Here is a 13430-nt window from a genome sequence, read left to right on the forward strand (position 1 = left end):
TATTATCGATAGCATATCACTAAAAGACAGCGATATGCAGTTACCGCTTATTCATTGAACCAAGATTCCCGAGCTTTCATGATGAGTTTTCCTGCGGTTTCAGTATCTAATCCTTCGATATCTTCGAGATCGAAGACGGCTTGTTCTGCCAAGTCATCAACAGTAATGATGTCTTTTTGAGCCATTTTATAAGCCCAACTGACGGTCATTCCTTCAAGATCTTGTAACTCTTGACTTGGCTCTTTCATGTTTTGTTGTTTGACTAGCTCATCAGCGATGACGACTTCTTTAGCACGCTCTTGAATCATGTCAATCGCTTCGTCGTCTAAACCTTCGATGTCATAGAAAGTCTCAACTGGCACATAAGCCACTTCTTCGATACTGGTAAAGCCAATATCGACAAGCGCTTGAGCTAAATCTTTATCGACTTCTAAACGCTCATAAAACAATTCAATGAACGCTTTCGATTCGTTTTGTTGACGCTGCTGATACTCTTCTTCGAGCATCATATTAAGCTTATAGCCCGTTAATTCAGAGGCCAAACGTACATTTTGACCTTGTGAGCCAATCGCACGCGCCAACTGATCGTTGGTGCTAAAGATAATATCAGCGGTCTGCATGTCTTCATCTAGGATGATACTACTAACATCTGCTGGCTCTAAAGAGCTAATGATGAATTGAGCCGGATCATCTGACCAAACCACCACATCAATACGCTCACCATCCAACTCTTGCTGAACCGCTTGAATACGCGTACCACGCATACCGATACAAGCGCCAACCGGATCAATGCGGTGATCGTTGGTTTTGACGGCTATTTTAGCACGAGTACCTGGCAGACGAGCAACGTTACGGATTTCAATGATTTGTTCTGCAATCTCAGGCACTTCTTTTTGCATCAATGCCGAGAGCATTTCAGGATGAGTGCGTGACAATAATAACTGGGCACCACGATTTTCACGGTTTACATGATATAAAATGGCGTTGATACGAGATTTCGCTCGTAATTGCTCACGTGGTAGCATCTGATCACGTGATAGGTAGCCTTCAGCGTTATCACCCAAATCAATAATATAGCCATCGCGTGTTTGTTTTTTTACTTCGCCATACATCATTTCACCAACACGTGGTTCAAAAGCGTCTGCTACTAGCGCACGCTCAGCTTCACGTATTTTTTGAATGATAACTTGCTTGGCTTGCGTGGCAGCAATACGACCAAACTCAATGGATTCAATCTGTTCTTCTTTAATATCACCAATTGACCATTCTTCTTGATCAAGGTCGGTAATAGCAAGCTGACAGGCTGGCATTTCATGGTCTTCATCGGCAACCACTGTCCAATAACGGTACGTATCATAATCGCCAGTTGCACGATCAATTGATACCCGCACCTCTACTTCTGGCTGTTCGGTATAGACTTTTTTCTTGGTTGATACCACCAAAGCGTCTTCTATGGCTTCAAAGATATCTTCAGGATTTAAGCCCTTTTCATTACTGACAGTTTCTACTACCGTTAAGATTTCACGACTCATGCTATACCTGTCCTATCATTTTATAATTGACTTAAATTTTATAATTGGCATATTGACGTTGTGTTGTCATCGTCAGTCACGCCCTATTTAGGGGTCAAAATATTGATTAATACTGAATTGCGTTACCATGGAATATTGAAATTAGACATCTTCATAAATCAAGTTGGCTTTATCAATGTTACTCAAGGCAATCTCAAACTGTTCACCATCGGTAGACGTCAACTTTAAAGACGTTGCATCGATACTGTCTAAAGTACCTGTTGCTTTGCGGCGTTTTTTATCGCCTTCACCAATGGCTTGTATCAAGCGCAAGCTCACAGTCTGACCGACGTAATCATACATTTGGTCATCTGAAAAGAACGCCCGATCAAAACCAGGTGAGGAGACTTCTAAAATGAACTCACCAGCAATAGGATCATGCACCTCTAGGATGCCGCTTACCTGATGGTTAACCGCCGCACAGTTTTCGATACTTACCTGCTTATCCTGTGCTTTTTCTTCAGGTAAAGCCTCAATGTAAATACGCAATAACGAGCGATTGCCTTGTGGGGTAAACTCTACGCCCCACAGCGCCACATCACATGCAGCTACCGCAGGGGCAATAATAGTAGTTAGTTCTGCAACTTTAGTCGAAAGCTTCATAATTTATTTATATCTTCCTATTTACTTATCTGTCGTACTTAATGAACCACATTATTTATTACTTTTTTATTTGCGCGGCTCACAGCAATCGTTAGGTGTTTTATCTATTATATAATAGCACTAGCTCAGTATTATATTCGGTTGACATCTACTATATATAAGGACATTACCTAGGAACATCAAGCTCAGCTGATGAATGTGCTTATTATGTATAAAGCAAAATGATCAATAAAAGAGTATGAAGTAAAAGGCAGCGTCGCTTGCAAATAGTCACGCAAGTGGCGGTAAGTAGATGAATAGTAAGTATCGTACTCTATGGGCATAGAGCTTAGCATAAGTAGGGCAGATACCGCGACAACCCTGACTCACAGATACAAAAAAACCCACAAACATAATGGTGGGCTAATCGGCACTGACAAATTTAGTGTACAAAACATCAGTATAAAAAGTGGTAGCGGGGGCTGGATTTGAACCAACGACCTTCGGGTTATGAGCCCGACGAGCTACCAGACTGCTCCACCCCGCATCAATCTAGAACGCATATTATAGGGAGGTTTCGTAGAAGTGTCAATACTTTTTTTAAGTAAATTCTAAATTAAGTATTCTCTACTAAAAAATCCAACCTGACGCTATATGCTACGTCTATAAAACTTGGTGCGATTGGGGGGACTTGAACCCCCACAGCTTTCGCCACCACCCCCTCAAGATGGCGTGTCTACCATTCCACCACAATCGCATTTTGCTACTCTGTTCTCTAACGTTTAATCTACTGTAAATAATGCTTAAGGTAGGCATCAATAGATAAGGTCTTGCGAAAACAGAAAGGCATTGTAAATCTAACGTGCCAAAATAGCAAGCACTGCCTACTTAAAAGACACTTACTCAGGATTTTGCGTTAATGGGCGCGGCGTTTGCGGAGCTGAAACAGGAACATCTAAACGAAACTGATCTTCTGCCTGCTTACGTGCATGAACAGCAAGGGTCATACTGGTGATAAAAAATATGACTGTCAATACTGCAGTCGCACGTGTTAAAAAGTTGGCAGTTCCTGCGGCACCAAATACCGTACCTGACGAGCCAGCACCAAAAGAAGCCCCAGCATCTGCCCCTTTACCATGCTGTATCAAGATCAAGCCGATCATGGCAATCGCCACGATAATATGCAGGGCTAATATAAACGTAAACATGGTGGCCTCTTTTGCCGCGTAATGACGACAGATAACGGAAAATAAATCTTAAAGTTAATAGTGGTAGCAACTAAGCTGTAATGCTGCCAAATCGATTATATAAATAAGGCGCATTGTACACGATTGCAAGGGCACTGTTAAACCTACTTTTGCCAACTGATAAAGACATTTTTTAGACAAGTTAGCGATTAAATCGCTGTTTTATCACCTTACCCTAACCAAGCGCGCGACTAAAAGCGTCGGCAATCATCAGAAAACTGTCTGCTTTTAATGAAGCACCACCAACCAATGCGCCATCTATCATGGGATCTGCCGCAAAACTATCGGCGTTATCAACATTGACGCTACCACCATATAGTACAGTCATTGCTTCTAACGACTCAGCAAAGCCTGTGACGGTTTGCTTAATATGTTGATGCGTGGTGCTAACCTCTGCTACTGTTGGCACTTTGCCCGTCCCAATCGCCCATACTGGCTCGTAGGCAATGATTAAGCGCTCAGATAATGAAGCAGCAAGCTCGGGCTGCTGCGCGAGTAAATCCTTTACAACCGATAATTGAGTATCAATGACCGCCAGTGTTTGCTTATCGTCATATTGTGCTTGGGTTTCACCAATACAAAATACTACGCCCAAATTTTGCGTCAACGCATGAGTCAGCTTTTGCAGCAAGCTTTCATGAGTCTCTTGATGGTATTGACGGCGCTCAGAGTGACCAAGTATCGTCCAAGTTGCGCCAGCATCAGCAACTTGCTGCGCAGAACAATCCCCCGTATACGCACCAGTGTTCGCGCTATGCGCACTAATATCTTGCGCGGCACACAGCACTGAGGTATCTTTTAAGCGGGCGCTGACAGCAGCTAAGTGAATACAACTGGGAGCCACCATTAACCTGCAGCTATTTTTGACCACTTGCTCTTCAGTATTAACTGCAGTTAATAAGTTGTCTAGTAGCGCATTGACGTCGTGGCTCGTTGCTGGATTCTGCTTCCAATTGCCAATTACCCAAGCTTGCATACTCATCTACCTTGTCTCATGTATTCCTGCCAATTTGGCTTATATGCGCGCCAGTATAACAAATATTTCACAAGTGCTATAGTATAGTGCGACCTGCAGCAGAATGGCTTTTATGGCCATCCTGTTTTCATTGTATTTTACTCAGTTATGGCGCTCTGTAGATTAATGCCTTATGGTCTAAGTTAAGGGTGAAATACTCTAAATAGCGACATACCTTATATATAGTTCCATATTTATATAGTGCCATGTTCTATATATAGCTTTTAAAAAATATAACCGTTAAAACAATATCAATTCCACACAGTATTATTAATACTAAAAAATGACAGCAGCTTAAAATTATTTATCTCAAACGGTTATAACAAGCGTTAGCGATAATTAGTGATAAAGGGCTACTCATGAAAACCATCAATACCGAGCAAGCGGGTTTTAGCAAAACATTCGATATCAAAGAGAGGTTATTATGTCTATCACAGCCAATAAATATGGTGGTTTAGCTCAGCAGCTGATTAGCGAAGGTGTCGTGAGCGAAGCGCATATGAAAACTGCGCAGACGGAATCACAGCAGCAGCAGATCGGACTCGTGCCTTATTTGGTAGACAATAAATTGGCCAATGCTTATCAGCTAGCACAAATGCTGTCTCAAGCTTTTGGTGATCCACTCTTTGATCTTGACGCGATCAGTTTGGATGTCATTCCAAAAGACTTGGTCGATGAAAAAATCGTGCGTAAGTTTAATGCCTTGCCTCTCTTTAAACGTGGGCAGCGCTTATTTGTCGCCTTAAGCGACCCAACCCGTATAGATGCCATTGATGCGATTGCCTTTAACTCTCGCCTCTCTATCGAAACCGTCGTCGTCGAAGAAGATAAGCTCAAAAAACGCATTGAAAGTCTTTATGCCGATACCATGCAAAGTTTTGATAGTTTTTCGGACAGTGACTTAAATGTAGGTTTTGATGATGGTGAGGAAGAGGGTGAAACTGAGCTTAGCGACAGTGTCGATGAAGCCCCTGTCGTAAAATTTGTCAATAAAATGCTGGTCGATGCCATCCGTATGGGTGCCTCAGATTTACATTTTGAGCCGTATGAAAAAACCTTTCGTGTCCGTTTTCGTGTCGACGGTGTCATGCAAAAAATGGCCAGTCCACCAGTGCAGCTTGCCAGCAAAATCGCAGCGCGGCTAAAAGTAATGTCACAGATGGACATCTCAGAGCGCCGCATACCACAAGATGGGCGCATCAAGCTTAAAATATCTAAAAATAAAGCCATCGATTTCCGGGTCAACTCATTACCGACCCTGTTTGGTGAAAAACTTGTGTTGCGTATTTTGGACCCGTCATCCGCTATGCTCGGCATCGAAGCCCTTGGTTATGAGCCTGACCAACAAGAAATGTTTTTGGAAGCTTTGCATAAACCGCAAGGTATGCTGCTGATTACCGGACCGACGGGTTCCGGTAAGACTGTCTCACTCTATACCGGTATCAATATTTTAAACACAGGTGCAACAAATATCTCCACTGCCGAAGATCCAGTCGAGATTAACCTCGAAGGCATTAATCAGGTCAATGTGAACGCTAAGGTTGGTCTGACCTTTGCCAATGCTCTGAAGTCATTCTTGCGTCAAGATCCTGATATCGTCATGGTGGGTGAGATTCGTGACCTTGAGACGGCAGAGATTGCAATTAAAGCCGCGCAAACGGGACACATGGTACTTTCGACTCTCCATACTAACTCAGCACCAGAGACGTTGACCCGCCTACGCAATATGGGTGTGGCTTCCTTTAACATTGCCACGTCAGTAAACTTGGTCATCGCCCAGCGCCTAGCAAGGCGCTTATGTAAAAACTGTAAAAAACCCATTAACGTCCCACGGCAAAGCTTGCTTGAGCTTGGCTTTAATGACACCGATTTAGACAACCCAGGCAATGTGATCTATGAACCGGTAGGCTGTAACGAATGCCGCGAAGGCTATAAAGGCCGTGTGGGTATCTATGAGGTGATGAAAGTCAGCCCTGATATTTCGCGGATTATCATGGAAGATGGCAACGCGATAGATATCAAAGATGCCGCTCTCAAAAATGGTTTTCGAGACTTGCGCCGTTCTGGTATTTTGAAAGTATTGCAAGGCGTGACCAGTATTCAAGAAATGATGCGTGTTACCTCTGAATAATCGTAAATGCTAAAAGTAGAAATAACGGTGGTAGAAATTTCAGTGTCGATAGCTTTTAGATTTAATAGATTGGCTTTTATAAATGAGCAATAATATCCACTCAGATGTACTTAAAAATAAAACAGAGTTATACTGGTTTTTTACGTTAAAATAAAGTATGCCATGTTTGTGTAATAAGTCTGGCATCGTTGTACATCTTTGCAATATTTATATTAGACAAATTTTGAGGGTAGTATCATGGCAAAAGCAAAGACCGACATGCTGTTAGACTTTGTCTATGACGGGGTAAATCGACGCGGACAAAAAGTAAAAGGTGAAACGACCAGTCGTAGCTTAGAGCTGGCAAAAGCTACTCTGCGTAAACAAGGCATCACCGTCAAAGGTATTAAGAAAAAACCGAAGCCACTTTATACCTTTAAAAAACCCATCAAACCTATCGATATTGCCATCTTTGCCCGCCAATTGGCAACCATGATGAAAGCCGGCGTGCCATTGACCCAGTCCTTTGAGATTGTCGCGGACTCCCTTGATAATCCCAGTATGAAAGAGTTGGTTTTAAAAATAAAAGCCGATATCGAAGCTGGCGGGACTTTTGCCTCTGCCCTGCGTAAGCATCCTCGCTATTTTGACGATCTTTTTTGCTCGCTTGTCGATTCTGGTGAGCAATCAGGTGCGCTTGAGACCATGCTAGAACGGGTTGCTACTTATAAAGAAAAAAGTGAGCTACTAAAAGCTAAAATCAAAAAAGCGGTGAAATATCCTATCGCGGTCATCGTTGTCGCCGTTATCGTTACCATGATTTTGCTAATCAAAGTAGTCCCTGTATTCTCAGACTTATTCGAATCTTTTGGCGCAGAGCTGCCTGCTTTTACCCAAATGGTCGTTGGCATGTCAGAGTGGATGCAAGCGTGGTGGTTTGTTTTGATTATTCTCATTGGTGGGGCGATTATTGGTTTTTCAGAAGCCAAAAAACGCTCTAAAAAATTCCGAGACTTTTTAGACCGTGCAGTCTTAAAAATACCAATATTTGGCAACATTGCTTATCAAGCCATTATCGCGCGTTTCGCTCGTACCCTATCTACTACCTTTGCGGCTGGTGTACCTCTTATTGATGCGCTAGATTCGACTGCTGGCGCCACTAATAACGTCGTTTTTTATAATGCCACGCAGCAAATTAAAAATGATGTATCTACTGGGCAACAATTACAATTCTCGATACGCTCTACCAATCTATTTCCAAGTATGGCCATTCAAATGGTGAGTATCGGTGAAGAGTCTGGTAGTTTAGAAGAAATGTTAGACAAAGTAGCGATCTATTATGAAAACGAAGTCGATAATGCAGTTGATGGCTTGACCAGCTTAATGGAGCCTATGATTATGGCTGTGTTGGGTGTGCTGGTCGGTGGCTTGGTGGTTGCGATGTACTTGCCAATTTTCCAAATGGGCTCAGTAGTAGGTTAAAGATGACGGAAAGGACAGCTACTTAATGCAATTTATAGAATTACTACAAAGTAATATGACGGTAGCGTTAGTCGTATTTGGTCTGTTGGGCCTTTGTGTGGGCAGTTTTTTAAATGTGGTGATTCACCGTATGCCGCTGATGATGGTCTATAGCTGGCGTCAAGAATGCAGTGAATTTATGTCTCAACAAGCAGACATGCCGCAAGAGCATACCATACCATTGACCGATATCGTCGCAGCGGATATCCCTATTACGTTGAGTCGACCAGCGTCACGCTGTCCTCACTGCGCGCACAAAATAAAGTGGTACGAAAACATACCCTTAATAAGCTGGCTAGTGTTACGAGGGCGCTGCTCAGACTGTAAAGCCAATATCGGCCTGCGTTACCCTGTAGTTGAGCTAGTGACTGCATTGCTGTCAATATTGGTCATCTATCAGTTTGGGGTCAGTGCCGCTGGATTATCAGCCTTAGTTTTAGTATGGACATTGGTTGCGTTAACCGGTATTGATTTTGATACCCAACTACTACCAGATCGCCTAACCTTTCCTTTAGCGGGCTTAGGGTTGGCCGTCAATTCGCAAAGCTGGTTTGTCTCGCCAACTCAGTCTATTTGGGGTTTATTGTTTGGATTTTTATCACTATGGATAGTGGTCAAAGTATTCTTCCTTATCACCAAAAAACATGGCATGGGACAAGGTGACTTTAAGCTCCTAGCAGTACTGGGTGCTTGGCTTGGGCCCATGATGTTACCATTAATTATTTTATTGTCTTCCCTACTCGGCTCAATCGTTGGCCTGATTTTGATGAAAAAACAAGGTGAGAGTAAGCCTTTTGCCTTTGGTCCTTATATCGCAGTGGCTGGTATTGTTGCTTTATTATATGGCTCAGATATCGTCAGTTGGTACTTGGGCATGTATACTTAGGGTCACAAACTATTTTCTCAGTTTATTACTGCCATTCTATCCGTTAGATAAGTCATTATTATGTCAAAATATGCCACAACAGCTTCGCCTTATTCTCATCAACCACAAAGCCTGCAAAAGAAAAGCAAGACGCTAGTAGTAGGTCTAACCGGGGGCATCGGTAGTGGTAAATCTGCCGCCAGTGATTGGTTCGCTGAGCAAGGCATTGATATTATTGATGCCGATGTCATTGCCCATCAAGTCGTTGCCAAAGGCAGCGCAACGCTACGCAAAATCCAGAAGAAGTTTGGTGATTGGGTAGTGAATGAAAAAGGAGATATGGATCGGGCAGCGGTAAGAACGCATGTTTTTACTTATCCAGAAGCACTGATTGAGCTAGAAGCGATTACCCATCCAGCGATACGTGAGGCGGCAAAACTACAGCTGGCCGAAAGCACCTCACCTTATGTGGTATTGTCAGCGCCACTACTCATTGAAGCGGCGGAAGCAGGGCTGGCCAATTTATGCCAGCGTATTTTGGTCATGGATGCGGCGGTGGACACCCAGCTGACCCGTGCCAGCCAGCGAGATGAACAAAGCGTACAAAAGATTAAAGCCATCATGGTCAATCAGCTAAGCCGCGAAGAGCGGAATCAGCACGCTGATGATGTCGTACTTAATGATGGTAATTTGGCTGATCTCTACCTAAAATTAGAGCCACTACATCAGAGCTATCTTACGCTTGCCCAGCAGCTAAAGTACGCTGCCGATTAACTTCATATAGCGCCATGCCCGTGGCAACGCTTACATTTAAGCTTTGTAAGTTGCCATGCTCATTGCCTGACATCGGAATATAAACCAGCTCATCACAGCTCTCCGTCGTCAGGCGGCGCATGCCCTCTCCTTCTGACCCCATAATAATAGCTGTTTTACCTGTCAAGTCTGCCTCATGTATCGGCTTCGCCTCTGCATTGAGTGCTGTACCGAATACAAAGACGCCGGCATTTTTGATTTGCGTCAGCGTGCGTGCCAAATTGGTAACGCTAATAATAGGCATCATCTCTGCTGCCCCTACCGACACTTTCGCAACCGTAGGCGTGAGGCTCGCCGCATGATGTTTTGGACAAACCACCGCATCAACACCCATGGCAACGGCGGTACGCAAGCACGCACCAAAGTTATGCGCATCGGTGATTTGATCCAAAACCAATAGCAGACACTGTTCACGGCCGATGACAATATCAAGCAAGCCTTCATCAGCGAAACCTAACGGTCGTGCATTCAGCACCACACCTTGATGCTGCGGGCTACCACACAGTTGCGTGAGCTTGTCTTTTTGCGTCGGTTGAATGCTGATGCCATTATCTGCTGCCTGCGCCATAATCGCTTTGACATGACTGTCGCTCTCGCGCCCTTGCTGTACAAACAAGCTAAGGCCATCAAGAGGACGATGTTCGAGTAACGCATCAATAGCATGAATGCCATAGAAATAAATGGGTTTTGCCATAATAGGACTGCCGGTTATAAGGTGGCTATCGCACACTGCGATAGAAAAGGGAGATATGACGATAATTGTAGCAATTAATCAAGGGCTTAAACAAAATAATGTCACCAAAAAAAAGAAATAAACCTTATCGCAAGATTTATTTCTTTTTGAGGGCTAAGCCGCTATAAACTGTCTTTTGGAACCTTTAACTGGTAATAGTATCAACCTTCTAAATGACAGATATACTGCACGATTTCCTCTGTGCGTAAGTTAAAGCCACTGTTGCCTTCAACGACGAATGATTGTCCCGCGCGATAGTAGCTGAACTCTTCATCACCATTTATTTTGACTTCACACTCGCCGCTGATAATTTCGATACGCTCGGAGGTATTGGTACTGAAGTGATAATGCTCGACCAAATTGTCGCAAGGTAAAATCACACCTAATGTTTTGTGCCGACCATCCTCGAACATAATGGTATGGCTTGAGCAACGACCATCATAAGATATCGTGGCTTGGGCATTGACTGTCACACTGGTAAATTGCGCCGCTGTCATAGTGGCTTCCTTATCAAATAATTATTGCCAAACTAAAAAATAAGTAACGTATTGAACTGCTTACTCTACCTAGGTTGTACTACGCATTTTGCACTATAGTAAAAACACGCTATGTCGCACAATGGCTAAAAATCTAGTGGTAAGAGTTTATCATTATGTGAGATTATGCTACCACATTATATCTATAAAGTTTGTTACAGGACCAATGAAAATTTTGTTGCGTTTTTAGGCTGAATAATTCTTAACCATTCGCTTTGCAGCCATCGACTGATGCCTATAGTGTATATACGTTGCGCCCCATTATGACGATTGCTGTTTAATGATAACAACTTATTATGACAGTCGCTCATTATCACGCTTATGATAGCTATTAAGGCGATTATTAAGACGGTTAACTGCTTTTTTATCATAGGCTTATTGAATTTTTATGATAGTCTTTCCTAGTTAGTTCGCAGTATTTGACGACTTTAAAATTTGTATTTAATAGCGTTTGACACCATACTATTTACCAATGGCTATTGTCTATTTAGTACTATTACCCCTACCATTTTACTTCTTTATTTACCCTATTTTAGATATGACCTCCCATGCTTTTATGTGAGGTTGATTGTCTGTCATGAGAGGCGTTGATGCTTGTATCATTAACTTTACATCAGTTTGCATTGATTGCTCAGCATGAGCTGAGTGTGGCTGAAGGCTTTAATGTCATTACTGGTGAGACAGGGGCTGGTAAGTCGCTATTACTAGATGCGCTATCCTTATGTGCAGGCGAGCGTGCAGACAGTGCGATGGTCAGACATGGCGCTGCAAATGCGGATATTTATGCGCAGTTCGATGTGGAAAATAACAATGTTGTTGCTGAATGGTTTGCCAAAAATGAGCGAGCGCTAGAAGAGCCGGAAGTATTGATTCGTCGTCAATTGAGCAACACAGGGCGCTCCAAAGCATGGCTCAATGGCACGCCAGTGAGCTTGGCAGAGCTTAAAAGTTTGGGTGCATTACTGGTTAATATCCATAGCCAACATGCTCAGCAAGCGTTGCTTAAGCCGCAGTTTGTGGTGCAATGGCTCGATGAGATGGCACAAATCACGCCACTAGCGGCACAAACGGCTAGCAGCTATCAAGCTTATCAGCAGCTTAAACGCCGTGCGGATGACATTGCCAGCCGCGAAGCTCAGCGTCAAGATAGAATCCAACTATTGCAAAGTCAGCTGGCTGATATTGCCCCATTACTGGCGGTTGATTATGCGGAAGTCGAAGCGGAGCACGAAGAGCTATCCAATATTGAAGCCTTGATGACGGAAGCCAGTCACGGTCTTCATCTACTCGACAATGATACCGATGAGCCTGACGTCATGACCTTATTAGGACAGGCCATCAAGCTCTGTGATCATCAGCTGGGGGTTAGTCAAACCTTTGAGCAAGCTTCCGAGCAGCTACATTTAGCACAGCAGCAAATCACTGAGGTGACCGCTCTACTCTCAGATTATGCCGAACAGCAACTGCCTGACCCTGAGCGCTTGCAAGCATTAGACAATTTAATCAGCTTAGGTCACCGCTTGTCACGTAAACATAGCTTGCCAGCAAGCGACTTAATCGATGAGGCCAAAGGCTGGGAAGCGCAATTAGAGCAGCTTGAAAACGAGCCAAGCAGTGATGCCATGGCAGCGCAAATTGAACAAGCATGGCAGGACTATCTCGCCCTAGCAACCCAACTAAATAAAGAAAGAACAAAAGCGGCGCCAACTGTCAGTAAGCAGCTGATTAAGCAATTAAAACCGCTTGCCCTGCCCAACGCCCGCTGCGATTTTGTCTTTACTAAGAAGACCGATCCAAGCCAATATAGTGCGCAAGGCTGCTATGATATTGACTTATTATTTAGCGCCAACGTTGGTATGCCGATGCAGCCGCTACATAAGATTGCCTCAGGCGGTGAGCTGTCGCGGATGGCGCTGGTCATGCAAGTATTGCAAGCGACCAATGCCGATAATAATGCCGCCAAGCCAATGCTAGTATTTGATGAAGTCGATGTCGGTATCAGTGGCGGCACCGCACAAGTGGTCGGTGAGCTCTTACGCGAGCTTGGGCAGACGCAGCAACTACTTGCCATTACCCATCAGGCGCAAGTCGCAGCGCAAGCGCATCAGCATATCTTGGTACAAAAACACCATGACGAACAGACTGAAAGTGAGCTGTTAATATTGACTGACAGCGCGCAAGTCGATGAGTTGGCTCGTATGTCGGGCGGTGTGACCATCACTGACGTCACCCGTGATCATGCCCGTAGTCTATTGTCTGATGTAAAATATAGTCAGTGAAAAGTCATATCGATACATCGCGCACTGCTGATATCAATTTTTCTTGCTTGCTTGCTTGCTGTGCCTACGCAGACAGAGGCTGCAAAAAATTGATATCAGCAATACCATAGCGTTTTTAGGATATTTTGATTATAAGTATCCATCATTTATAAAAAGAT

11 protein-coding genes and 2 tRNA genes are annotated in these 13430 nt (G+C 43.7%); 5 read left to right on the forward strand and 8 right to left on the reverse strand.

Annotated features, from left to right (window positions below):
* Positions 1–47 precede the first annotated feature (47 nt).
* From nusA to tpiA, 6 genes are all read right to left on the reverse strand, one after another.
* Positions 48–1532 carry a transcription termination factor NusA gene (gene nusA, locus J5X94_RS08435; RefSeq protein ID WP_010197744.1) on the reverse strand — a complete coding sequence of 495 codons (1485 nt, stop codon included), beginning with the start codon at positions 1530–1532 and terminating at the stop codon, positions 48–50.
* A 141-nt stretch (positions 1533–1673) separates the two neighbouring features.
* Complete coding sequence (gene rimP / locus J5X94_RS08440) at positions 1674–2174, reverse strand: ribosome maturation factor RimP (protein WP_010197742.1); 501 nt, start codon at positions 2172–2174, stop codon at positions 1674–1676.
* A 449-nt stretch (positions 2175–2623) separates the two neighbouring features.
* Positions 2624–2700 (reverse strand) — tRNA-Met (locus J5X94_RS08445).
* Between the two features lie 126 nt (positions 2701–2826).
* Positions 2827–2910: transfer RNA gene (locus tag J5X94_RS08450), tRNA-Leu, on the reverse strand.
* 142 nt (positions 2911–3052) lie between these two features.
* Positions 3053–3361: a preprotein translocase subunit SecG gene (gene secG / locus J5X94_RS08455; protein ID WP_010197739.1), complete on the reverse strand. Its 309-nt coding sequence runs from the start codon at positions 3359–3361 to the stop codon at positions 3053–3055.
* Between the two features lie 214 nt (positions 3362–3575).
* Positions 3576–4376 carry a triose-phosphate isomerase gene (gene tpiA / locus J5X94_RS08460; RefSeq protein ID WP_210540940.1) on the reverse strand — a complete coding sequence of 267 codons (801 nt, stop codon included), beginning with the start codon at positions 4374–4376 and terminating at the stop codon, positions 3576–3578.
* 463 nt (positions 4377–4839) lie between these two features.
* Between tpiA and pilB the strand changes: the two genes are divergently transcribed.
* The 4 genes from pilB (at position 4840) to coaE (ending at position 9685) form a co-directional block, all read left to right on the forward strand.
* Positions 4840–6546: a type IV-A pilus assembly ATPase PilB gene (gene pilB / locus J5X94_RS08465; protein ID WP_210540941.1), complete on the forward strand. Its 1707-nt coding sequence runs from the start codon at positions 4840–4842 to the stop codon at positions 6544–6546.
* A 237-nt stretch (positions 6547–6783) separates the two neighbouring features.
* A complete protein-coding gene (locus J5X94_RS08470) occupies positions 6784–8007 on the forward strand; it encodes a type II secretion system F family protein (protein WP_210540942.1) in 1224 nt (407 codons plus the stop codon).
* A 25-nt stretch (positions 8008–8032) separates the two neighbouring features.
* Positions 8033–8932 carry a prepilin peptidase gene (locus J5X94_RS08475; protein ID WP_210540943.1) on the forward strand — a complete coding sequence of 300 codons (900 nt, stop codon included), beginning with the start codon at positions 8033–8035 and terminating at the stop codon, positions 8930–8932.
* 60 nt (positions 8933–8992) lie between these two features.
* Positions 8993–9685, forward strand: a complete 693-nt coding sequence (gene coaE, locus J5X94_RS08480) for a dephospho-CoA kinase (RefSeq protein WP_025652594.1) — start codon at positions 8993–8995, stop codon at positions 9683–9685.
* Here coaE and rlmB read toward each other — a convergent pair.
* Together rlmB and J5X94_RS08490 are read right to left on the reverse strand one after the other, a co-directional pair.
* Positions 9648–10418: a 23S rRNA (guanosine(2251)-2'-O)-methyltransferase RlmB gene (gene rlmB, locus J5X94_RS08485; protein ID WP_210540944.1), complete on the reverse strand. Its 771-nt coding sequence runs from the start codon at positions 10416–10418 to the stop codon at positions 9648–9650. The two genes, coaE and rlmB, sit on opposite strands and share 38 nt — an antisense overlap.
* Before the next feature lie 200 nt (positions 10419–10618).
* Positions 10619–10954, reverse strand: coding sequence for a pyrimidine/purine nucleoside phosphorylase (locus J5X94_RS08490; RefSeq protein WP_010197725.1), 336 nt, complete (start codon positions 10952–10954; stop codon positions 10619–10621).
* Between the two features lie 629 nt (positions 10955–11583).
* On the opposite strand from J5X94_RS08490, the gene recN reads away from it, so the two are divergent.
* Entirely contained in the window at positions 11584–13272 is a 1689-nt protein-coding gene (gene recN / locus J5X94_RS08495) for a DNA repair protein RecN (protein ID WP_210540945.1), read from the forward strand.
* Positions 13273–13430 lie beyond the last annotated feature (158 nt).

The organism is Psychrobacter sp. K31L (assembly GCF_017942195.1).
In the GTDB taxonomy this organism is placed as follows: domain Bacteria; phylum Pseudomonadota; class Gammaproteobacteria; order Pseudomonadales; family Moraxellaceae; genus Psychrobacter; species Psychrobacter glaciei.